The following is a 21,664-nucleotide window of genomic DNA, read 5'->3' on the forward strand; positions in this document are numbered from 1 at the left end:
CCGGATCAATCGAAAGTGGGAGGCGGCGGCGTGCGCGGCGGTGTTAGCGTCGGTGAAATGCAGACCGCCCGACAGCACCGCCCCGAGGGGACGGTCCCGGTGCTGCGTGCGATGCAGCTGGGCCAGCACGCGCTGTTCGTACTGCTGCTGCTCGTCGGGGTGCTGCGCGGCGGCGGCACCCCGGGGGTGCTGGTCCTCGCGGGCGCCGAATTCGCCTGGTACATCTCGGGGCTGTGGTTCGCCCGGCGCGGGTCCCGCGGCGGGATCTGGCTGGCGGTGCTGCTGGCCGGCTGGCTGGCGCTGGTGGTGCTCGCACCGGATTTCGTGTGGCTCGCCTTCGCGCTGTTCTTCCTGTGCTTCCACCTGCTGCCCACGATCGCCGCGTTCGCCGCGACGGCGGCTCTGACGGCGGTCGCGATCGCCGCGAGCCTGGGCCACGGCACGGCCAACGCCACGGCCGCCGTCGTCGGCCCGTTGTTCGGGGCGCTCGTCGCGTCCGGCACGGCCCTGATCTACCGGCAGCTCGTGCGCGACGCCGAGCAGCGCGACGCGCTGCTCGCCGAGCTCACCGAGGCACACGGCGAACTGCTCGACGCCCAGGACGAGCTGGTGCGGTTGCAGCGGGAGACCGGTGCCACCGCCGAGCGGGCCCGGCTGGCCCGCGACATCCACGACACCCTCGCCCAGGGCTTCTCGTCGATCCTGCTGCTCGCCCGCGCCGGGCTGCGGGCCGGCGACGACACCGCGGCGCTGCTCGGCCGGATCGAGGAGACGGCACGGCGCAATCTCGTCGAGGCCCGCCGGGTCGTCGACAAGCTGCGACCGTCCGATCTCGACGATGCGCCGCTCGCGGCGGCCCTCGGCCGCATCCTGGACCGGTTGCGTGCCGACACCGGCATCGACGCGGAACTGCGCGTGGACGGCGAACCGTTGCCGCTGCCCACGGGATTCGACGTCGCGCTGCTGCGGGTGGCGCAGAGCGCGCTGGCGAACGTCCGGCTGCACGCCCACGCGCGCCGCGTGCGGGTCACCCTCGCCTACACCCCGGACGAGGTCCGGCTCGACGTGGTCGACGACGGCGTCGGCTTCGACGTCCGCGACGCGGGCTCGGGCGGTGGGTTCGGGCTCACCGCCATGCGGGAGCGGCTCGCCGAGCTGGGCGGCACGGTGTTCCTCGAGTCGGCGCCGGGCGACGGAACCGCCGTGGCGGCAACGCTTCCCGTGCGGGTGCTGCCGTGATCCGGATACTGCTCGTCGACGACCATCCCGTTGTGCGGGCGGGGCTGCGTGCCCTCCTCGCGTCGGAGCCCGGGCTCGAGGTGGTGGCCGAGGCTGCGTCCGGTCGGGAGGCCGTCGCGCAGAACGCGGCGCACCGCCCGGACGTGGTGCTGATGGACCTGCGGCTCGGGCCCGGGATGGACGGGGCGCAGGCGACGGCCGAACTGGCTTCCGCGCCGGATCCGCCGAAGGTGCTGGTGCTGACCACCTACGACACCGACTCCGACATCCTGCGCGCGGTCGAGGCGGGGGCGGCCGGGTATCTGCTCAAGGACGCCGACCCGGCCGTGCTCGTCGACGCGGTGGCCCGGGCCGCCCGGGGCGAAACCGTGCTGGATCCCGGTGTGGCGCAACGGCTCTACCGCAGCATGCAGACGCCGCGGGTGGAGCTGAGCGCCCGCGAGATCGAGGTGCTCGGCGCGGTGGCGCGGGGGCTCTCCAACCGGGCCGTCGCCAAGGAACTGTTCGTGAGCGAGGCCACCGTCAAGTCCCATCTGGTGCATGCCTTCTCGAAGCTGGGCGTGGATTCGCGCACCGCGGCGGTCGCGGCGGCGCGCGAGCGCGGCCTGCTGTGAACGGTTATCCGGCGCGTCGCAGCCGGGCGTGCAGGTGGTGGGTGAGCGGGGTCTGGGCGTGCGCCATCCACAGGTCGTAGGACAGTTCGTCGCCGTCGAGGACGAACCGCCGCCGCAGCTCGTGCACCGGCTTCGCGTGGGGAGAGCGCTCGAGGTGCACGGTGGTGAAGTCGAGGACACCGTGGGTGAGCCGCGACCGCTGGATCTCCACGAACCCGGTCGGCTGGGAGACGAGCAGCTCCACCTCGTGATCGGCGAGACGGAGGTATCCGTTCTCGGTGTGCATCGGCTGACCGGTGCCCGGGTTCTTCGTGCGGCTGACGTACATCAGGAACGGCTTGCCCGGGGTGGGGGTGAACTCGATGGTCTCGTTGTAGGTGAAGTCCTCGATGGTGGGGTAGTGGCCTTCGCCGCCGCCCACCCAGCGGCCGGCGAAGGCGGCGAGATCACCGAGCGGGCCGGTGTCGGTCATGTGGGTCTCCTCGGTCGTCGGGCACCGTCGATCCTGCCATCGCCGGGCGGGCGCCCGGCCGGCTTCGCGGAGTTTCGGCGCGCCGCGCGGCGGGCCGCGGCATTACGGTCTTATTCATGAACGCTCAGCTGGGTGTGGATTCCGAGGTGGGGTCGCTGCGGGCGGTGCTGATGCACCGGCCGGGCGCGGAGCTCGAACGCCTGACTCCCCGCAACAACGACCAGCTGCTGTTCGACGCGTTGCCGTGGGTGGCGCGGGCGCAGGAGGAACACGACGCGTTCGTCGACCTGCTGCGCGGGCGGGGGGTGGAGGTGCTGCTCCTGTCCGACCTGCTCACCGAGACCCTCGAGGTCAGCGGGGCCGCCCGCGTCCAGGGGGTGTCGTCCGCGGTGGATCCGCGCCGGCTCGGGCACGGGCTGGCGCAGGAACTCGCCGCGCACCTGCGCGCGATGTCCGCCGCGGATCTCACCCGCGTCCTCGTCGCGGGCATGACGTTCGACGAACTGCCCGTCGCGGGCCTCGGAGCCGCGCCGTCGCTGGTGCGGTTGATGCATCACGGAGCCGACTTCGTGATCGAGCCGCTGCCGAACCTGCTGTTCACCCGCGACTCGTCGTTCTGGATCGGCCCGCGGGTCGCGATCCCCACCCTGGCACTGCCGGCCCGGCGCCGGGAGGCCTCGATCACCGATCTGATCTACGCGTTCCACCCGCGGTTCCTGGGGGTGCGCCGCGCCTACGAATCGCACACGGCGCCGGTCGAGGGCGGCGACGTGCTGCTGCTCGGCCCGGGAGTCGTGGCCGTGGGCGTGGGGGAGCGCACGACACCGGCGGGGGCGGAAGCGTTGGCGCGCAGCGTCTTCGAGGACGGTCTCGCGCACACCGTGCTGGCGGTGCCGATCGCGCAGCAGCGGGCCTCGATGCATCTGGACACCGTGTGCACCATGGTGGACGTCGACGCCGTGGTGATGTACCCCGCGGTGCGGGAAACGTTGCAGGCCTTCACTCTGCGCCGGGAGAACGGCGACGTCCGGATCGGCGGGCCGCGCGGGTTCCTCGAGGCGGCCGCCGACGCGATGGGCATCGAGAAGCTCCGCGTCATCGACACCGGCCTCGATCCGGTCGTCGCCGAGCGTGAACAGTGGGACGACGGCAACAACACCCTCGCCCTCGCGCCCGGCGTGGTGGTCGCCTACGAACGCAACATCGAGACCAACACCCGCCTCGAGGACGCGGGCATCGAGGTGCTGCGGATCGCCGGGTCCGAACTGGGCTCCGGACGCGGCGGGCCGCGCTGCATGTCCTGCCCGCTCGCCCGCGGCTGACCGGCGCGTCCGGCGCGGGCGAGCGGGCAGGACCCTAGAGGATCTCGCGCACCTTCTCCACCGGACGGGCGAGCACGGTGCCCTTGTCGGTGACCACGATCGGCCGCTCGATGAGGATCGGGTGCTTCACCATCGCGTCGAGCAGCTCGTCCTCGGAGGCGTCCGCCAGGTTCAGCTCCGCGAACAGTGCCTCCTTCCGCCGGATCGCCTGGCTCGGCACGAGTCCGGCGTCGTCGAGCAGCTTGCGCAGCCCGTCGCGCGACGGCGGGGTCTCGAGGTACTTGACGACGGTCGGCTCGAGGCCCGCCTCCTGCAGCACCTTCAGGGTGTTGCGGGACGTGCTGCACCGGGGGTTGTGGTAGATCGTCGCGGTCGTTGCCATGGCCACATTCTGCCGTGACGCACCCGCTCCGGTTGAGTGCGGCGCGGCCGGTCTCTACCATCGTCCGGCGTCGGCGAGGGACAGGAGAGGTGTCGTGCTGAAGGGATTCCGGGATTTTCTGCTGCGCGGGAACGTGGTCGAGCTCGCCGTCGCGGTGGTCGTCGGTGCCGCGTTCACGGCCATCGTCACCGCCTTCACCAACCACATCGTCAACCCGCTCGTGGCCTCGGTGGGCGGCGCGAACGAGTACGGCTGGGGATTCCAGATCACCTCGAGCCCGGAGACGTTCGTCAACATCGGTGCCGTGGTGTCGGCGGTGATCAACTTCCTGCTGATCGCCGCGGTCGTCTACTTCGTGCTGATCCTGCCGGTGAACACCGCCAAGGCCCGGTTCGCCCCCAAGGAGGAGGGCGACAAGCCGCTGAGCGAGACCGACCTGCTGATCCAGATCCGCGACCTGCTCGAGACCGGCAGCTACCCCCGCGCCGCGGACGCCGACGAGGACAGGGCGCGGGTCTGAGGCGGCCCCGCGGCGCAGTCGGGGACGGTCGGCCCGCACTGTTAGCCTCGACGCACCACCTGCCCACCTGAGGACGCCCCGATGCTCGACATCGTCATCGACCCCGACTCGCCGGTCCCGCCGTACGAGCAGCTGCGCCAGCGGATCGTCACGATGGTGCGGCGCGACGAGCTGATCGCCGGCACCAAGCTTCCCACCGTCCGTGGGCTGGCCGAACACCTCGGCATCGCCCCGAACACCGTGGCCAAGACCTACCGGGAGCTCGAGCATCTCGGCATCATCGAGACGCGGGGCCGGGCGGGCACGTTCGTCGCCGAGTCCGGTGACCCCACCCGCACGCTCGCCCAGCGCGCCGCCACCGGCTACGTCCGCGAACTGCGCACCCTCGGCATGTCCGACGACGAGGTGCTCGAATTCGTCGTCGCGGCGCTGCGGGGCGCGTGACTCGTCCGACTTCCCGCCGGAGCGGTGACGGTTGCGCTCCGCAGGGAAGTGGACGAGGTTTACATCATGGGCCTTTCGGACGAACCGACGGATCCGCACGACGCTCAGCGTGGCCGGCTCGTTTCGGTTCGCCCGGGAGGGCTGCGCCGACGGACCGCACCGGTGATCGATCCGGCCGTGTTCGTCCCGACGGCCCTGATCGTGGTGTCGATCGTCGTCTGGGGGCTGCTCGCACCGGACAATTTCGCCGCCGTGACGGGGGCGGTACTGGACTGGCTGGTGGTCAACCTGGGGTGGCTGTTCGTGCTCACCGCGTCGGGTTTCGTGGTCTTCTCGATCTGGCTGGCCCTGAGCCGGTTCGGACGGATCCCGCTCGGCAAGGACGACGAGGTGCCGGAGTTCCGCACCGTCAGCTGGATTGCCATGATGTTCAGCGCCGGTATGGGCATCGGCCTGATGTTCTTCGGTGTCGCCGAGCCCCTGGCCCATTTCGTGACCCCGCCGCCGGGCACAGCCGGGGGCGTGGGACCGGCGATGGCGACGACGATGTTCCACTGGAGCCTGCACCCGTGGTCGATCTATGCCGTGGTGGGTCTGGCCATCGCCTACGGCACCTACCGCAAGGGGCGTAAGCAGCTGATCAGTTCGGCCTTCCTGCCGCTGCTCGGCCGCCGCGCCGAGGGACCCGCCGGGAAGGTCATCGACATCCTCGCCCTGTTCGCGACGCTGTTCGGCACTGCTGCCTCGCTCGGCCTCGGGGCCCTGCAGATCGGGTCCGGCTTCGCGGTGACCGGTTGGCTCGAGGAGACGGGGGTGCTGCTGCTCGTGGCGATCATCGCGCTGCTCACAGCAGCCTTCGTCGCCTCCGCGGTGTCCGGTGTGGCTCGTGGCATCCAGTGGCTGTCCAACATCAACATGGTGCTCGCGCTCGCGCTCGCCGCGTTCGTCTTCGTGGTCGGTCCCACCGTGCTGATCCTGAATCTCGTACCCACCACTCTCGGCGCCTATGCCGCCGATCTGGCCCGCATGTCTGCTCGTACCGCGGCGTCGAGCCCCGAGGTCGCCGAGTGGCTCTCCGCGTGGACCGTCTTCTACTGGGCATGGTGGATCTCGTGGACGCCGTTCGTCGGGATGTTCCTGGCCCGCATCAGCCGTGGCCGCACGGTCCGCCAGTTCGTCGTAGGGGTCATCGTCGTTCCCAGCACGGTGAGCCTGGTGTGGTTCGCGGTGTTCGGTGGTGCGGCCATCGGCGAGCAGCGCGACGGCCTCGGCCTGGCCGACGTCGGCACGACCGAGGCGCAGTTGTTCGGCATGCTCGACAATCTGCCGCTGTTCACGATTTCGGCCGCCGTCGTGATGGTGCTCGTGGCCATCTTCTTCGTCTCGGGGGCTGACGCCGCATCGATCGTGATGGGCACCCTGTCCCAGCGCGGCACACTCTCCCCGCACCGTCGGGTCGTGGTGTTCTGGGGCGTGCTCACCGGCGGCGTCGCCGCCCTGCTCCTGTGGACGGGCGGTGCCGATGCCCTCACCGCCTTGCAGACCATGACGATCATCGCGGCGGCGCCGTTCGTGCTCGTCATGGTGGGTCTGTGCGTGTCCTTGTACCGGGACCTGTCGCGGGACCCACTGGTGTCCCCACGCGGTCGGCGGTTGCTGCGCCGCGCCGAGTACCGGTCCCCGGCGCGGCGCGGAGAAGAACGGACGTCGAATGAGTAGTGCCGTGCCGGCGCGGATCGCGTTCGCGGTCGAGGCCATGGACCCGCAGCCGGGCAGCGACGTGCTCGAGATCGGCTGCGGTGGGGGTGTCGCCGTCGCGCTCGTGTGCGAGCGGCTGCGCCGCCGCGGCCGGGTCGTCGGGGTGGACCGCTCGGCCACGCAGATCGATCGGGCTCGTCGCCGCAACCGGGACGGAGTCGACGCCGGGCTCGCCGAACTGCGCGTCGGCGAATTCCCCGGCGTCGACCTGCCGGGATCGTTCGACCTGGTCTTCGCCGTCAACGTCCCCGGTTTCCGCAGCGAGGACCCGGCCGCGCCGACGGCCGTCGCATCGCTGCTGCGACCCGCCGGCGAGTTGTGGGTGTTCGACGAACCGCCGCCCGGTCTCGCCCTCGGACCGGTGTCCATGCGGATCAGCGCGCTGCTCTCGCGCTGCGGCTACGCGATCGTCGACATCGTCGAGCGCGAGCGGACCGTCGGCGTGCGGGCCGCGCCGCCGGACGTCACCGCCAGCTCGGCAGCCACAGCTGCTGCTGCCACGTCTCCACGGTGATCGGCGCCGCGGTGAGGATCGGCCACAGCCACACGAAGTTCGCCACCACCAGGCCGACGTAGAGGCACACGACCAGCAGGCCGGTCGAGCGTCGCTCGGCCGAGGCCCGCGGCGAGCCGAGGACGTCGCCGAGCACCAGCGCCAGCCCCATGACCAGGAAGGGCGCGAGCGGGACCGCGTAGAAGTAGTACATCTGCCGGTCGAGCGTCGCGAACCACGGCAGCAACGTCGCCGTGTAACCGGTGAGCACCGCGGCCCACCGCCAGTCCCGCCGCACCAGCAGCTGCCACCCACCCCACGCGAGCATCGGCAGCGCCAGCCACCACATCGCCGGGGTGCCCACCAGCATGACCGCCTTGACGCACTGCTCGCCGCCGCACCCACGGATCTGCTCGCCGTCGGCGAAGTAGTACAGCATCGGGCGCAACCCCATCGGCCACGTCCACGGCTTGGACTCCCAGGGATGCAGGTTGCCGGCCGAGTTCGTCAGCCCCGAGTGGAACTCGAGCACGGAGGCGCTGTAATACCACAGCGACCGCAGGGCGTCCGGCACGAATGCGAACGCCCCGTCCGTGCCGATCTGACGACCCACCGCGTGCCGGTACACCCCGGTCTCGCCGGCGAACCACGCCCAGAACGTCGCCAGGTACACCCCGAGCGGCACCACCACCAGCGCGTACAGCGCCGGACCGACGTCGCGCAGCCCGGTGCCGAGCCACGGCCGTTGCACGCCGTAGGCCCGGCGGGCGGCGACGTCGAACGCCACCGACATCAGCCCGAAGAAGGCGATCAGATACAGCCCCGACCACTTGGTGCCCACCGCCAGACCCAGCAGCACGCCGGCCCCGAACCGCCACCACCGCACGCCCAGCCGGGGACCCCACACCGTGTCGGCGATGCGTCCCTCGGCGTGCACGCGCGCCATGCGTTCCCGCATCTCGTCCCGGTCGACGATCAGGCACCCGAACGCGGCGACCGCGAACAGCGCCAGGAAGATGTCCAGCATCCCGAGGCGCGACGAGACGAACGTGACGCCGTCGGCGATCAGCAGGATCCCCGCCAGGCCGCCGAGCAGGGTCGAGCGGGTCAGCCGCCGCACGATCCGCACCACCAGCAGGACCAGCAGCGTCCCGGCGACGGCGGCGGAGAACCGCCACCCCCACCCGTTGTAACCGAACAGCGCCTCGCCGAGCGCGATGAGCTGCTTGCCCACGGGCGGGTGCACGACGAGGCCGTACCCGGGGTTGTCCTCGATCCCGCCGCCGGTGAGCACCTGCCAGCCCTGCGGGGCGTAGTGCTTCTCGTCGAACACCGGCGTCTTCGCGTCGGTGGGGTAGTGCAGCATCGTGAACCGGGTGATCGCCGCGATCGCGGTGACGAACAGCGTCACCACCCAGCCCCGGCCGCGGTCGACCGGACCGAAATCCGGTGCGGGCACCGTCGGGCCCGGGCTGTTCATCCGGCGGCGGTCCGATGCCACGGCAGGGCGCTCGTCCGTCACGGTCACGCCCCGATCGTAGGCTGAGACGCATGCAGGCAGACAATCCGGGACAGGGCCGGCTCGTGCTCGCCGCCACCCCCATGGGCGACATCGGCGACGCCTCGAAACGGCTCCGCGACGCGCTCGGCAGCGCCGACGTCGTCGCGGCCGAGGACACCCGTCGTACCAGGGCGCTCGCCGCCGCGCTGGGGGTCACCGTCACCGGACGGGTGGTCAGCTTCTACGACCAGGTGGAGGCCGCCCGGACGCCTGCGTTGGTCGCCGACGTCGAGGCCGGCAAGACGGTGCTGCTGGTCACCGACGCCGGCATGCCGTCCGTCAGCGACCCCGGCTACCGCCTGGTGTCGGCGTGCGTCGCGGCCGGGCTGCCCGTCACGTGCCTGCCCGGCCCGTCCGCGGTGACCACCGCACTCGCGCTGTCCGCGCTGCCGGTCGAGCGGTTCTGCTTCGAAGGCTTCCCACCGCGCAAGGCCGGCGCCCGTCGCGCCTGGCTGCAGACGCTCGCCGCCGAGCCGCGCGCGGTGGTGTTCTTCGAGGCCCCGCATCGCCTCGCCGCGTGCCTCGCCGACGCCGTCGACGTGCTCGGCGGGCAGCGGCGCGCCGCGGTGTGCCGGGAGCTGACCAAGACCTACGAGGAGGTGCGTCGCGGCACGCTCGCCGAGCTGGCGCGGTGGGCGGCCGACGGGGCGCGCGGCGAGATCACCGTCGTGCTCGAGGGCGCGTCGGCGCAGATCGCGGAGCCGGCCGAGCTGGTCGACGAGGTGGAACGGCTGGTGTCGGACGGGGTGCGGCTGAAGGACGCGTGCGCGCAGGTGGCGACGTCCGGGGTGTCCAAACGCGAGCTGTACGACGCGGTGCTGGCCGCGCGGCAGGACGAGCCGTCGTCGTAGACTCTGCCCCTTACCGCGCAGCAGGAGGTACGGATGGAGTCGGTGAACGAATTCCTCGTCGAGGTCGCGTCGGTGGTGTGGGGGCCGTACTTGCTCATACCGCTGCTGCTGGGCACCGGCGTGATCCTGACGGTGCGGCTGCGGGGCGTGCAGTTCCGCAAGCTGTGGCCGGCCCTGCGGCTCGGGCTGATCATTCGCAAGGACCCCGACGCCACCGAGGGTGACATCTCCCAGTACCAGGCGCTGACGACCGCGCTGGCCGCCACCGTGGGCGTCGGCAACATCGCCGGTGTCGCCACTGCCATCTACTTCGGCGGCCCGGGTGCCCTGTTCTGGATGTGGGTCACCGGTCTCGTCGGCATGGCCAGCAAGTACTCGGAGGCGTTCCTCGGCGTCAAGTACCGCGTCACCGACGCCAAGGGCGAGCAGTCCGGCGGCCCGCAGTACTACCTGGCCCGCGCCATCCCCAACAAGTTCGGCCTGGCGCTGAGCGTGATGTTCGCGGTGTTCGCCGTGCTCGCCAGCTTCGGCATCGGCAACATGACGCAGGCCAACACCGTCGCCACCCAGATGGACTCCACCTTCGGGGTGCCCACCTGGTTGTCCGGCATCGTCATGACCGTGCTCGCCGCCGCGGTGCTGCTCGGCGGCATCAAGTCCATCGGCAAGGTCACCGCCGGGTTCGTGCCCGCGATGATCCTGCTGTACGTCGGCGCCGGGATCATCGTCCTCGCGGTCAACATCACCGACATTCCGCAGGCGTTCGCCCTGGTGTTCTCCGACGCATTCACCGGAACCGCCGCGACCGGCGGCTTCATCGGCTCGGTGTTCATGATCGCCCTGCGCTACGGCGTGGCCCGCGGCATCTTCTCCAACGAGTCCGGCATGGGCAGCGCCGCAATCGCCGCCGCCGCGGCGCAGACCACCCATCCGGTGCGGCAGGGCCTCGTGTCGATGACCCAGACGTTCATCGACACGATCATCGTCGTGACCTTCACGGGCATGGTCATCATCACCACCGGCGCCTGGAAGTCCGGCGAGCAGGGCGCGGCGATGACCTCGCTCGCCTTCTCGGACGGCCTCGGCGGCGACTGGGGCAGCTGGATCGTCACGATCTCCGTGGTGTTCTTCGCCTTCTCGACGATCCTCGGGTGGTCGTACTACGGCGACCGCTGCGTCGAACGCCTCGTCGGCCGGGGCGGCGTCCTCCCGTACCGGGCGATCTTCGTGCTCGTCGTCTACGTCGGCGCCACCACCGAGCTCGAGGTGGTGTGGAACTTCTCCGATGTGATGAACGGGCTGATGGCACTGCCCAACCTGGTGGGCCTGCTCGTCCTCTCGGGTCTCATCGCCCGCGAGACGAAGGAGTACCTCGCCCGCGATCCGTACCTGCTCGGCGAGAGGGGCAGCAGCACGCCGGCCCGGTAGGCGCGGCCGGCCGTCGCTACGGCGCGGCCGAGGAGAGCGCGACGATCAGCAACACGGCGACGGCCACGATCAGGGCCGCGACCAACGTGGGCGGAACGCCGTTGACGATCCGGTCGACGAGCTTGTACACGATCCCTCGGTTCGGGTCGCGCGCTGCCTTCCCTCCGCCTCGGGCGGAACCACCCCTCGTCGGGTTCCGGCCGGTGCGGAGGTGCAGCGCGTCGCGGGGTCTTCCCGCTCGGGAACAACTCTGTCGGGTATATCCGGGGCGACCAACCGGTTCGCGTGCCGCTCGCGATATCATCCCAGGTCAGGGCTGGTGAGGAGTTTTTCCGCAGCGGACGATCCGGGCTCTCGAGGGGTGCGGAGCAGGGAGGATGCGGGAGATGGAACCGGCGGACGAGCGAACCGAGGCTGAGCCGCGGCAGGTGTTCGCCGACCAGCTCCGGATTCTGTTCGCGGCGGCGGGGCGTCCCGCACTCAAGAAGGTCTCCTCCGAGGCGGCGGCCGTCGCCCGCGCCGTGGGCAGCGATCGCACCGTGTCGGTGCAGCGGCTCAGCGACTGGCGATCCGGCGCCCGGGTGCCCGCCACCTTCGAGGCGATCCGTCCGGTCCTGGTCGTCCTGATCCGCGCCGCCCGGGCCCTGCACGCCCAGCCGCCGGCACCCGGCCTCTACTCGATAAAGCAGTGGGAACGGTGGTGGGAACTCGCCCGGGGACCAGCCGGGCGGGCCCGGGCGGAGACGTCCGAGGCGCCCGCCGCGACGCCGCCCACCGGTGTGCGGCCCTACCGGGGACTCGAGGCGTACCGCGAGCGCGACGCGCAGCTGTTCTTCGGCCGGAGCCGGAGTGTGCGCGAGCTCGTCGAGACCGTCGTCGCCGCCCACGGGCACGGCATCGTCGTGGTGACCGGCGCCTCCGGCGTCGGCAAGTCCTCGCTCGTGCAGGCCGGCCTCATCCCGGAACTGTGCCGCGACGGCCGCTGGCGGCCGGTGGTCCTGACTCCGGGGCGGCACCCCGTGGCGCAGCTCGTCGAGTGCATACCCGAACTCGCCGACATCTCGGACGCGGACGAGCCCACCGCCGTCGCGCGGCTGCGCGCCGCCGCCGGCCGTCAGGGCAGCTCGGGCCTGCTGATCGTCGTCGACCAGATCGAGGAGCTGTTCACCCACTGCGAGGACCCGGCCGAACGCTCGGCGTTCCTGGCGCTCCTCGAGCGGGCCGCGACCGTGGGCGACGGCGACACCCCGATCGCGGTGGTGGCCACGCTGCGGTCGGACTTCTACGACCGGGCCGTGACGTATCCCGTGCTGGCGCGGGCGCTGGAGCGGCACAGCAAGACGGTCCAGCCCCTGACCCGCGACGATCTGGTGGAGGTGATCTCCGCACCGGCGCGGCTGCTCGGCCTGCGGTTCGAGCCGGGGCTGGTGGAGCTGATCCTGCACGACCTCGGCGTGCTGACCGCCGACGACGTCGGCGGGGCGGAGCTGCCGCTGCTGTCCCACCTGCTCGACACCCTGTGGGAACGCCGGCGTGGCGGCCACCTGACCGTGGCCGGCTACGGTGCCACCGGCGGGGTGCGCGGATCGATCGCCGCCAGCGCGGAACGCGCGTGGGAGGAGCTCGACGACCGTGGCCGCCGCCTCGCTCGCGCGATGCTCGTGCACCTGGTCTATGTGACCGACACCGGCACCGACGTGAAGATCCGGCGTCCGCTGGACCGGTTGCTCGCCGTCGCCGGAGACGACGTCGACGCGGGGCGCCGGGTGGTCGACCACTTCGTCACCGCTCGCGTCCTCGTCGTCGACGCCGGCAGCGTCGAGCTGCTGCACGACGCCGTGATCGACGCCTGGCCGCGCTTGAAGTCCTGGATCCAGGCGGACCGCTCGTACGCGGCGCTGTGCCAGCAGATCGAGGCGGACGCCGCCGGGTGGGTCGCGGGACGCCGGCACGCGGACCTGCTCTACCAGCGCGGCCGGATGGACCTCGTGGCCGAGCACGAGGCCGGGAACCACGGGGGGCGGACGCGGCCCGTCGGCGTCGAGGCCGCGCTGAGCCCGACCGCGGTGGACTTCCTCCGGGAATCGCGGCGGCAGATCCGCCGGCGGACCCGCATCCGCAACGGCGCGATCGCCGCCCTCGTGCTGTCCACGATCGTCGCGGTGGTGATGGGGACGCTGGCCTGGGCCGGCAAGAACCGCGCGGAGGCCGAGCGCAGTGCCGCCCAGTTCCAGCAGGTCGTCGCGCTCGCCGACTCCATGCGCGAGAAGGACCCGTCGACCGCGGCCCAGCTGGCGCTCGCGGCGTGGCAGCTGAAGCCGAACAGCGAGGTCGCGTACTCGCGGCTCGTCGCGACCGAGCAGATGCCGCTGGCGCTGCCTCTCGAAGGCCACAGCGGTCCCGTCTACGGGGTGGCGATCGCGCCGGACGGCACGACCCTCGCCTCGGCCAGCGACGACGGCAGCGTTCGCTTGTGGGACCTGTCGGACCGGACCGCCCCGCGGCCGCTCGGAGCGCTGGTGTCGGGCGAGCCCGAGTATCTGGCATCGGTTTCGTTCAGCCCGGACGGCACCCTGCTCGCGGCGGGTGGGGCGACGGGCGCGGTGTGGATCTGGGACGTCACGGATCGCGACCGGCCGGTCGCCCTGCTCACCGCCGAGGTGCTCGTGCCGGAGGTCATCCACAACGTGCGGTTCAGCCCGGACGGCCGGTTGCTCGCCGTGCCGTACGACAACGGGTCGGTGGTGCTCGTCGACACGAGCGAACCCCGGACGCGGGGATTTCCCCGCACCGTCCTGCCCGCGCACGGGGCGGCCGTGCGGACCGTGGCGTTCCACCCCGGCGGCACCGTGCTGGCCACGTCGAGCGACGATCGCTCGGTGCGGTTGTGGGACCTGACCGACCAGGCCGCCGCGCCGCTCGGCGAGCCGCTGACCGGTTTCCGCGACGTGGCGCATTCCGTCGCGTTCGCCCCCGACGGCCGGACCCTCGCGGTCAGCAGCGACGACGGCGTCCTCACGCTGTTCGACACCGCCGAGCCCGGGGCGGTACGGCCGGCCGGCCCGCCCGTGCAGGCGCACACCGGTGGGGTGTGGACCGTGGCGTTCGCGCCCGACGGCCGCACCCTGGCGAGCGCGTCGTGGGACGGGACCGCGAAGCTGTGGTCGATCGACCCGGCGACGCGAGCGGTCGACGAGATGCGGCCGGCCCTCGCCGGCAACGGCGGCGGCGTCCCGGCGCTCGCGTTCACCCCCGACGGTGCCGCGCTGGTCACCGGCGGTCACGACGGCACCATCCGGGTCTGGACGCTGCCGCGCGGACGCGTCCCGGTCGCGGATTCCGCCCTGACCCTCCCGGCGATCGACCGCACCGGCTCGCTCGTCGCGACCGGGGGCTACAACGCCACCGTGCCGCTGTGGCGGATCGGCTCCGACGGGCGCTGGTCACCGCTCGGTGCCGTGAACCGCCCGCGACCGCTGGGGGGTGCGGTGACGACCGCCCTGTCTCCCTCCGCCAGCACACTGGCCACGGCCTCGACGACGGACGGCGAGATCCACCTGTGGGACGTCCGGGACCCCACCGTTCCGCGGCTCTGGGCGAACCCGATCGTCACCGAGACCCGGTTCACGTCCGAACTCGCATTCGGTCCCGACGGCACCACCCTCGTCACGGGAGACGACGACCACTCCCTCGTGCTGTGGGACGTGTCGGATCCGGCGCGTCCGGCGCCGTGGGGCGCCCCGCTCGGGGGCCCCACCAACCTGATCCGGGCGGCGGCGTTCGCGCCGGACGGCCGGCACCTGGTGGTGGCGAGCGCGGACGGCTCGCTCTACGCCTGGAACGTCGCCGATCCCGCGGCCCCGGTCCCGGTGCCGGTGTCGGACGGCCATGCCACCGGCGTCAACGCCCTCGCGTTCAGCGCCGACGGCAACGTCCTCGCCACCGGCGGCGACGACCACACGGTCCGCGTGTGGGACCGCGGACCCGACGGGTCGTTCACCGTCCGCCCCGAGGCGCTGCGCGGGCACACCGGCACCGTCTATTCGGTGTCGGTGACGCCGAACGGCCACGAGGTGGTCAGCGGCAGCGACGACGGCACGGTGCGCCTGTGGCACGTCGGCGACCCGGAGGACATGCACCCGGTGGGCGGCCCGATCACCGACGTCGGCGTCGGCCGGTGGCAGGTGGGCTTCCTGCCGGGCAGCAACGCCGTGATCGCGGCGGGTGGCGACGGGATGGTGCGCACGTGGGGCTTGGACGTCGAGTCGATCATCGCGCGGATCTGCGCGGCGACGACGGGCCGGATCACCGCATCGCTGCCGCAGTCCGATTTGCCGGTGGCCGGCCGGACGGTGTGCGGGGGCTGAGCGCCAGGATGCTGGCGGCCTTGTCGAGGCACTCCTGCCATTCGGCGTCCGGATCGGAATCGATGGTGATGCCACCGCCGACGCCGAGACCACACGACCCCGGCGTGCCCGCGTCCCCGCCGCCGAACTCGACGGTGCGGATCGCCACGTTGAGCTCCAGCCCGGCGAGCGGGCTGGCCATGCCCACGGTGCCGCAGTACACGCCCCGCGGCTGCGGCTCCCAGACCCGCAGGAACTCCCGCGCCCGGAGCTTGGGACAGCCGGTCACCGAGGCAGGCGGGAACGCGGCCCCGAGCAACCGCGCGGTGTCCACACCGGCTCGCAGCGTGGCCGCGACGGTGGACACCAGGTGCCAGACTCCGGGGGCCGGATGCACCCCGAGCAGATCCGGCACGGTGACGGTTCCGGTCTCGGCCACGCGTCCGAGGTCGTTGCGCACGAGGTCCACGATCATCACGTTCTCCGCGACGTCCTTGACGGACGCGCGCAGCCGGGCCGGATCCGCGCCGATCGGGAGCGTGCCCTTGATCGGGCTCGACGTCACCCGGTCGTCGTGGCGGGCGAGGAACAACTCCGGCGACAGCGACGCGACCGCCCCCCACCCGCCTGCGACGTAGGCGGCCCGGGCCGGCGCGGTGCGCTCGATCCCGTCGGCGAAGAAGTGCAGCGGGCTGCCCGACCAGGCGCCGGTGAAGCGAGTGCACACGCACGCCTGATAGACCTCGCCGGCCCGGATCGCGTCGAGGCACTGCCGCACGCCGCGGCGATGGGCGCCGCGGTCCGGCGCGGCCCAGTCGATACGCCACGGCGCCCGACCGGAGGCCTCGGGCGCCTCGCGGACGGCGGCGGCGAGCCCGGCCGGGCACGGCGCGTCGGTGAGGCTCTCGTACCACCAGCAGCCGTCGTGGTCGAGCCGCAGCACGGTGTCCGCCCACCCCCCGGCCGCGCGAGGCAACGCCGGGTGGGCGGGGGCTCGGTCCGGGTACGCCAGGTAGCCGATCCACCCCCCGCCGACGACCGGCCCGTCGTCGCGGGTGCGCAGGGACGGGCCCTCGCGCAGGACGAACGCGTCGGAAGGCGGGGTGGCGACGGCCTCGACGTGGGGCGCGAGGACCGCCGCCGCGCCGAACCACGTGCCGGTCAGTGCGGCCGGCGGGGGCGCTCCCGCCGCCTCGGCGCGGGCGCCCAGCACCCGCAGCACCTGCGCCGGGCCACCCCCGGCGCCGAGCCGTTCCATCCGCATGAGCACAGCCTCCCACGGGATGCCGGAACGGGCCGAATCACACCGGGCGTTCAGTGGACCGGCGGCATCACCCTGTCCGCCGCGCCGAGCTTGTCCGGGTTCCGCACCACATACAGGCCCGTGACCAGGCCCGCGTCCGTCTCGATCATCATCACGAGATCGAGCCGCTCGGCCGAGTACACCGCCAGCGCGGGCAGACCGTTGAACGACGCGAATTCGAAGCGCATGTCGGGCAGGGGCCTGCGCCCCAGGTTCCGCAACAGCCGCGCGACCTTCTTCGCCCCGGACACCGGAACCCGTGCGGCCGTCGCCTTGCCCCCGCCGTCGGCGACGTAGACCACCTCCGGGGACAGCACCTTCATCAGCGCCTCCACGTCGCCGGTGCCGGCGGCGGCGAGCAGTTCCTCGACCACCCGGCGGGTCTCCGCGCCGGACGCCGTGTACCGCTTGCGCCGCGCGTGCACGTGGCTTCGGGCGCGGTGGGCGATCTGCCGCACCGTCGCCTCCGGCCTGCCGACCGCCGCCGCGATCTGGGCGTGGTCGAATCCGAACACCTCGCGCAGCACGAACACCGCCCGTTCGAGCGGGCCGAGTGTCTCGAGCACCAGCATCATCGCCATCGACACCGACTCCGCGAGCAGGACGTCCTCGGCGGCATCCGGCGCCGTGCGTACCGGCTCGGGCAGCCACGGCCCGACGTAGTCCTCCCGGCGACGCTGCGCGGTGCGCAGCGCGTTCAGTGCCTGCCGGGTGACCACGCGGCTCAGATACGCCCGGGGGTTGGCGACCTCGTCGAGGTCCACCTCGGCCCACCGCAGGTAGCTGTCCTGCAGGATGTCCTCGCTGTCGGCGACGCTGCCGGTGATCTCGTACGCGATGCCGAACAGCAGGCCGCGGTGCCGGGTGAACAGCTCGTCGTGCGTCATCGCGGCGCCGCGATCGGATCGTGCGCAGCGGCCGGTCCCTTCGGGAAGGGATAGCCGTGCCCCCGTGCCTGCCGGCGCAGCGTCCACACCGTTCCGCGCACCACCATCTCCTTGCCGAATGCGCCCAACGTACCGCGCAGGGCGCCGCCGCGGGCCGTGTCGTCCGGGCGGGTGCGCTGCACGACGCCGGAGGCCCGGCCCAGCGAGATGCACTGCGCCACGAAACCGAGCGACAGCGGCTGCGGCTCCAGGCCCGCCAGCAGCGCCCATGCCGTGTCGGCGCCGTGCGCGCCGAGCGGCAGCGCCGCCTGGCAGCTCATCCGGATGTGATCCTGGCCGTCGACGGTCACGGCGTCGCCCACCCCCACGACGTTCGCTGCGCCCGTGCTCCGCAGGGTGGCGTCGACCCGGAGCCGACCGGTCCCGTCGACCGGCAACCCGCTCCGCCGGGCCAGGTCGGGCACCGTGAAGCCGCCCGCCCAGATCGTGAGTTCCGCGGGCACCGCTTCGCCGTCGGCGAGCAGCACCTCCCGCCCGGTGACCGCGACGACCCGGCCCGGCCGCACCCGGACACCGAGCCGTCGCAGCCGTGCGGCGACGAACCGCCGGGTGGCGCCGGGCAGGTGCGCGACGGGGTCCCCGACGAGGGTGCAGGTCAGGTGGGGATGCGCCTCGGCGATCTCGGCGGCCGATTCGACGCCGGTGAGCCCGCCGCCGACGACCACCACGCCGGCACCGGCGCCGAGCCCGTCGAGCGCGGCGGCGGTGTCCATGGCGCGTTCGAACTCGGCCGGCGAGTGCAGCCGGTCGGCGCCCGGGATCGCGGGCACGCCGGCGCCGCTGCCGACGGCGTAGATCGCCACGTCGAACGGCAGCGCCGTCCCGTCGGCGAGCAGCACCCGATCCGCACCGATCTGCACCGCGGTGCCGAGGTGCACGACCGCCGCCGGGTGCAGCACCTCGGCGAGGTCGTGCGCGGCCGCACCGGATCCGGCCGCGAGCTGGTGCAGCCGCACCCTCTCGACGAACACCGGTCGCGGGTTGACGACCGTCACCGATACCTCCGGATGCGCGGCGAGCATGCGGTTCGCTGCCATCACGCCCGCGTACCCGGCCCCGAGCACCACCACGTCGGTTGCCATCCTGACCACCCCTTCTGCTGTCGACGATTTCGCGGTCGTGCATGGGACACCGGCCGGCCCGCGAATGTGACAGGGTGCGGCGTGGCAGTGCTCACACGGCCGGCCCGCTACGGGAACCGGGGGTGAGGAAGGCCGACTCGGCCGCGTCCCGGCCCGCGAACCACCCCTCGGCGTCGACGCTGCGTGTGCGCGTCGACCGGGTCGTCGGGAACAACCGGCGGAACTCCGAGTCCACGGCCTCGGAGCGACGGGCCAGCAACGGGGCGAGCTGCGTGACGGCCATGCTCGCGTCGGCCGCGGCGGCCGCGGTGGCGCGCACGTCGGCCTGCCGCAGCCGTTCGCCGATCCGGTATGCGAACCCCGCCAGGAAGGCGCGACGGAACGCCGTCGCCGCGCCGCCGGTGCGGCCCCCGGTCCCGGCCGCGCGCACGGCCCGGCTCGCCTGCACCGACAGCGACGTGAACAGCACCTCGACCTGCTGCAGGTCGACGTCGGCGCCGACGATCGTGGCGATCCCGACCTTGGTGAACCACACCGTGCGGGTGCGGTTCGCGTTCCCGATCGCGGTGAGCAGCAGCACCTTCTCCTTCGCGTACGGATTGTCGACGTGCACGCGGCGCCCCCGCGCGGCGCCCGTCTCGGCGCCGGTGAGCAGGGCCGCGCCGATCGCGTACCGGGTCATCAGTTCCTGCGCCTTGGCGGTGAGGGTCTCGGCCTCCTCCGGATAGTCCGTGGACTCGGCCTTCGCCAGGAGGCCGCGGATCCGTGCGAGCACCCTCGGGTCCGGGCACAGGAATTCGCCGGCTGTGGGGACCGGACGCAACGGCGGCCACTGCGACGGCGGCGGCAGGAGAGGGGCGAACCGCGGCAGGTACTTCCAGGCGAATGCCAGCCCCATCACCTGGAAGCGGGACAGGCCGGGCAGCTCGCGCAGCAGTTCGACGCCGAGGTGGCGCACCGGTGCGTCGGGCGGAACCCGCTCGGCGATCCGCGCGGCACCGGGACAGCGCTCCGCGATCACACCGAGCTGCTGCACCCAGTCCATGGGCGCCCGGTCGGCCGCGTGGCTGCGCCGGGCGTCGTACAGCACCGCGGCGGCCGCCAGCGGGACGTCCGTGGCGTCGCCGGACCGGGCCGTCACGTGCAGCACGTCGGCGGGCTGCCAGCCACGTTCGTAGGCGGCGCACAGTTCGTCGAGAAGTGGCCGGGTGCCGAGGTGGAAGACCTCGTCGGATGCCCCGGACCCCGCCGGCGCCTGTCGAAAGTATGTTCTATCTCGCCCCATGCGCGGGAGTGTGCACGAGGCCACCGACAGGCGGCGGGATGCCTATTCGTACCGCGGGAACACCGGGGCCGGGGCCGGCAGCGGGGTGCCCGGGGCGAGGCGTGTGGCGATGTCCGCGAACTGCCGCGCCTGCGGGTCCTGGCCCACCAGGTCGAGGATCTTCGCGGCCGAATCGGGCATCACCGGCTGCACGAGCAGGCCGACGATCCGCACGACCTCGAGCGTCACGTACAGCACCGTCGCCATCCGGGCCGGGTCCGTCTTGCGCAGCACCCACGGTGCCTGCGCGGAGAAGTACCGGTTCGTCTCGCCGAGCACGTGCCAGATCGTCTCCAGTGCGAGGTGCAGTGCCTGCACGTCGAACTCGGCCCGGACCTTCTCGAGCAGGGCGTCGGCCTGCGCGAGCAGCGCGCGGTCGTCCTCGGTGAAGTCGCCGGGGGCCGGCACCACGCCGTCGAGGTTCTTGGCGACCATCGTCAGCGAGCGCTGCGCCAGGTTGCCGAGTTCGTTCGCCAGGTCCGCGTTGACGCGGGTCACGATCGCCTCGTGGCTGTAGCTGCCGTCCTGGCCGTAGGAGATCTCCCGCAGCAGGAAGAAGCGCAGCGGATCGAGACCGTACTGTTCGACCATCTCGAGCGGGTCGACGACGTTGCCGACCGACTTGGACATCTTCTCGCCCTTGTTGAACAGGAAGCCGTGCACGAACACCCGCTCGGGCAGCTCGATTCCGGCCGACATCAGGAACGCCGGCCAGTACACGGTGTGGAACCGGGTGATGTCCTTGCCGATGATGTGCAGGTTCGCGGGCCAGTAGCGGCGGAACGACTCCGCCTCGGTGTCGGGGAAGCCCGCGCCCGTCAGGTAGTTGGTGAGCGCGTCCACCCACACGTACATCACGTGCTCGGGGTGGTCCGGCACCGGCACGCCCCAGTCGAAGGTGGTGCGGGAGATCGACAGATCCTTCAGCCCGCCGGAGACGAAGCTGACGATCTCGTTGCGCCGGGTGGCGGGGGCGATGAAGTCCGGTCGCTCCTCGTACAGCTTCAGCAGCTTGTCCTGATACGCCGAGAGCCGGAAGAAGTACGTCGACTCCTCCGTCCACTCCACCGGGGTGCCCGACTCGGTGGCGATGCGCGTACCGTCCTCGAGCACCGTCGTCTCGGCTTCGGCGTAGAACGCCTCGTCGCGCACCGAGTACCAGCCCGAGTAGGTGTCGAGGTAGATGTCGCCGTTGTCGGCCATGCGCTGCCAGATAGCCTTGCTCGCCTCGCGGTGATCGGCGTCCGTGGTGCGGATGAACCGGTCGAAGGAGATGTTCAGCGACTTGTCCATGGCCTCGAACACCCCGGAGTTGCGGGCCGCGAGGTCCCGCACGTCCAGGCCTTCCTTCGCCGCCGTCTGCTGCATCTTCAGGCCGTGCTCGTCGGTGCCGGTCAGGAAGAACACGTCGAAGCCGTCGAGGCGCTTGAACCGGGCGATCGCGTCCGAGGAGATGTACTCGTAGGCGTGGCCGATGTGCGGGGCGCCGTTCGGGTAAGCGATCGCGGTCGTCAGGTAGAACGGCGGGCGGGAGGCGGCAGGAACAGTCATGGTGCGTCCACTTTATAGGTAGATAGT

At 72.2% G+C, this 21,664-nt stretch carries 18 protein-coding genes; 10 read left to right on the forward strand and 8 right to left on the reverse strand.

The window, feature by feature from the left end; translation table 11 throughout:
- Positions 1-57 precede the first annotated feature (57 nt).
- Together ISO16_RS24525 and ISO16_RS24530 are read left to right on the forward strand one after the other, a co-directional pair.
- Complete coding sequence (locus tag ISO16_RS24525; protein WP_072634606.1) at positions 58-1,239, forward strand: sensor histidine kinase; 1,182 nt, start codon at positions 58-60, stop codon at positions 1,237-1,239.
- Entirely contained in the window at positions 1,236-1,853 is a 618-nt protein-coding gene (locus ISO16_RS24530; RefSeq protein ID WP_006944945.1) for a response regulator, read from the forward strand. The genes ISO16_RS24525 and ISO16_RS24530 overlap by 4 nt, the downstream gene beginning before the upstream one ends.
- Before the next feature lie 4 nt (positions 1,854-1,857).
- On the opposite strand, the gene ISO16_RS24535 is transcribed toward ISO16_RS24530, so the two are convergent.
- Complete coding sequence (locus ISO16_RS24535; RefSeq protein WP_006944943.1) at positions 1,858-2,325, reverse strand: FABP family protein; 468 nt, start codon at positions 2,323-2,325, stop codon at positions 1,858-1,860.
- Between the two features lie 116 nt (positions 2,326-2,441).
- Between ISO16_RS24535 and arcA the strand changes: the two genes are divergently transcribed.
- On the forward strand, positions 2,442-3,647 hold the full coding sequence (arcA, locus tag ISO16_RS24540) for an arginine deiminase (RefSeq protein ID WP_006944942.1): 1,206 nt from the start codon (positions 2,442-2,444) through the stop codon (positions 3,645-3,647).
- Positions 3,648-3,681: 34 nt separating this feature from the next.
- Here the strand turns inward: arcA and arsC are convergent, their stop codons facing one another.
- Positions 3,682-4,029, reverse strand: a complete 348-nt coding sequence (arsC, locus tag ISO16_RS24545; RefSeq protein WP_006944940.1) for an arsenate reductase (glutaredoxin) — start codon at positions 4,027-4,029, stop codon at positions 3,682-3,684.
- A 94-nt stretch (positions 4,030-4,123) separates the two neighbouring features.
- Here arsC and mscL point away from each other — a divergent pair, with 94 nt between their 5' ends.
- The 4 genes from mscL to ISO16_RS24565 all read left to right on the forward strand — a co-directional run bounded on the left by mscL (position 4,124) and on the right by ISO16_RS24565 (position 7,265).
- Positions 4,124-4,549, forward strand: a complete 426-nt coding sequence (gene mscL / locus ISO16_RS24550) for a large conductance mechanosensitive channel protein MscL (RefSeq protein WP_072634607.1) — start codon at positions 4,124-4,126, stop codon at positions 4,547-4,549.
- 81 nt (positions 4,550-4,630) lie between these two features.
- Positions 4,631-4,993 carry a GntR family transcriptional regulator gene (locus tag ISO16_RS24555; RefSeq protein WP_006944937.1) on the forward strand — a complete coding sequence of 121 codons (363 nt, stop codon included), beginning with the start codon at positions 4,631-4,633 and terminating at the stop codon, positions 4,991-4,993.
- Between the two features lie 66 nt (positions 4,994-5,059).
- Positions 5,060-6,712: a BCCT family transporter gene (locus tag ISO16_RS24560; protein WP_139310951.1), complete on the forward strand. Its 1,653-nt coding sequence runs from the start codon at positions 5,060-5,062 to the stop codon at positions 6,710-6,712.
- On the forward strand, positions 6,705-7,265 hold the full coding sequence (locus ISO16_RS24565) for an SAM-dependent methyltransferase (RefSeq protein ID WP_029542063.1): 561 nt from the start codon (positions 6,705-6,707) through the stop codon (positions 7,263-7,265). The genes ISO16_RS24560 and ISO16_RS24565 overlap by 8 nt, the downstream gene beginning before the upstream one ends.
- Here ISO16_RS24565 and ISO16_RS24570 read toward each other — a convergent pair.
- Positions 7,216-8,724 (reverse strand): dolichyl-phosphate-mannose--protein mannosyltransferase, encoded by a 1,509-nt coding sequence (locus ISO16_RS24570; protein ID WP_170914054.1) that lies wholly within the window; start codon positions 8,722-8,724, stop codon positions 7,216-7,218. The genes ISO16_RS24565 and ISO16_RS24570 overlap by 50 nt on opposite strands.
- Before the next feature lie 71 nt (positions 8,725-8,795).
- On the opposite strand from ISO16_RS24570, the gene rsmI reads away from it, so the two are divergent.
- From rsmI to ISO16_RS24585, 3 genes are all read left to right on the forward strand, one after another.
- A complete protein-coding gene (rsmI, locus tag ISO16_RS24575) occupies positions 8,796-9,656 on the forward strand; it encodes a 16S rRNA (cytidine(1402)-2'-O)-methyltransferase (protein ID WP_006944930.1) in 861 nt (286 codons plus the stop codon).
- 33 nt (positions 9,657-9,689) lie between these two features.
- Complete coding sequence (locus tag ISO16_RS24580) at positions 9,690-11,084, forward strand: alanine/glycine:cation symporter family protein (RefSeq protein WP_072634608.1); 1,395 nt, start codon at positions 9,690-9,692, stop codon at positions 11,082-11,084.
- A 386-nt stretch (positions 11,085-11,470) separates the two neighbouring features.
- Positions 11,471-15,451, forward strand: coding sequence for an nSTAND1 domain-containing NTPase (locus ISO16_RS24585; RefSeq protein ID WP_072634609.1), 3,981 nt, complete (start codon positions 11,471-11,473; stop codon positions 15,449-15,451).
- On the opposite strand, the gene ISO16_RS24590 is transcribed toward ISO16_RS24585, so the two are convergent.
- From ISO16_RS24590 to metG, 5 genes are all read right to left on the reverse strand, one after another.
- The gene (locus tag ISO16_RS24590; RefSeq protein ID WP_072634646.1) at positions 15,390-16,694 is read right to left on the reverse strand and encodes an aminodeoxychorismate synthase component I; all 1,305 of its coding nucleotides are present in this window, start codon (positions 16,692-16,694) and stop codon (positions 15,390-15,392) included. The genes ISO16_RS24585 and ISO16_RS24590 overlap by 62 nt on opposite strands.
- Positions 16,695-16,744: 50 nt before the next feature.
- Positions 16,745-17,620 (reverse strand): RNA polymerase sigma-70 factor, encoded by an 876-nt coding sequence (locus tag ISO16_RS24595; protein WP_006944922.1) that lies wholly within the window; start codon positions 17,618-17,620, stop codon positions 16,745-16,747.
- Positions 17,617-18,762, reverse strand: a complete 1,146-nt coding sequence (locus tag ISO16_RS24600; RefSeq protein ID WP_230304430.1) for an FAD-dependent oxidoreductase — start codon at positions 18,760-18,762, stop codon at positions 17,617-17,619. Before ISO16_RS24600 ends, ISO16_RS24595 begins: the two co-directional genes overlap by 4 nt.
- Before the next feature lie 91 nt (positions 18,763-18,853).
- The gene (locus ISO16_RS24605; RefSeq protein WP_083662445.1) at positions 18,854-20,047 is read right to left on the reverse strand and encodes a DUF2786 domain-containing protein; all 1,194 of its coding nucleotides are present in this window, start codon (positions 20,045-20,047) and stop codon (positions 18,854-18,856) included.
- A gap of 42 nt (positions 20,048-20,089) precedes the next feature.
- The gene (metG, locus tag ISO16_RS24610) at positions 20,090-21,637 is read right to left on the reverse strand and encodes a methionine--tRNA ligase (RefSeq protein WP_072634610.1); all 1,548 of its coding nucleotides are present in this window, start codon (positions 21,635-21,637) and stop codon (positions 20,090-20,092) included.
- Between the last annotated feature and the right edge of the window lie 27 nt (positions 21,638-21,664).

The organism is Rhodococcus sp. M8 (assembly GCF_015654185.1).
GTDB classification, from domain to species: domain Bacteria; phylum Actinomycetota; class Actinomycetes; order Mycobacteriales; family Mycobacteriaceae; genus Rhodococcus; species Rhodococcus aetherivorans.

Coding starts and splice junctions, on each gene's coding strand:
- ISO16_RS24525 (WP_072634606.1), top strand. CDS start 58: ATGCAGACCGCCCGACAGCACCGCCCCGAGGGGACGGTCCCGGTGCTG.
- ISO16_RS24535 (WP_006944943.1), bottom strand. CDS start 2,325: ATGACCGACACCGGCCCGCTCGGTGATCTCGCCGCCTTCGCCGGCCGC.
- arcA (WP_006944942.1), top strand. CDS start 2,442: ATGAACGCTCAGCTGGGTGTGGATTCCGAGGTGGGGTCGCTGCGGGCG.
- arsC (WP_006944940.1), bottom strand. CDS start 4,029: ATGGCAACGACCGCGACGATCTACCACAACCCCCGGTGCAGCACGTCC.
- ISO16_RS24555 (WP_006944937.1), top strand. CDS start 4,631: ATGCTCGACATCGTCATCGACCCCGACTCGCCGGTCCCGCCGTACGAG.
- ISO16_RS24560 (WP_139310951.1), top strand. CDS start 5,060: ATGGGCCTTTCGGACGAACCGACGGATCCGCACGACGCTCAGCGTGGC.
- ISO16_RS24565 (WP_029542063.1), top strand. CDS start 6,705: ATGAGTAGTGCCGTGCCGGCGCGGATCGCGTTCGCGGTCGAGGCCATG.
- ISO16_RS24570 (WP_170914054.1), bottom strand. CDS start 8,724: ATGAACAGCCCGGGCCCGACGGTGCCCGCACCGGATTTCGGTCCGGTC.
- rsmI (WP_006944930.1), top strand. CDS start 8,796: ATGCAGGCAGACAATCCGGGACAGGGCCGGCTCGTGCTCGCCGCCACC.
- ISO16_RS24580 (WP_072634608.1), top strand. CDS start 9,690: ATGGAGTCGGTGAACGAATTCCTCGTCGAGGTCGCGTCGGTGGTGTGG.
- ISO16_RS24585 (WP_072634609.1), top strand. CDS start 11,471: ATGGAACCGGCGGACGAGCGAACCGAGGCTGAGCCGCGGCAGGTGTTC.
- ISO16_RS24590 (WP_072634646.1), bottom strand. CDS start 16,694: ATGCGGATGGAACGGCTCGGCGCCGGGGGTGGCCCGGCGCAGGTGCTG.
- ISO16_RS24595 (WP_006944922.1), bottom strand. CDS start 17,620: ATGACGCACGACGAGCTGTTCACCCGGCACCGCGGCCTGCTGTTCGGC.
- ISO16_RS24600 (WP_230304430.1), bottom strand. CDS start 18,762: ATGGCAACCGACGTGGTGGTGCTCGGGGCCGGGTACGCGGGCGTGATG.
- ISO16_RS24605 (WP_083662445.1), bottom strand. CDS start 20,047: ATGGGGCGAGATAGAACATACTTTCGACAGGCGCCGGCGGGGTCCGGG.
- metG (WP_072634610.1), bottom strand. CDS start 21,637: ATGACTGTTCCTGCCGCCTCCCGCCCGCCGTTCTACCTGACGACCGCG.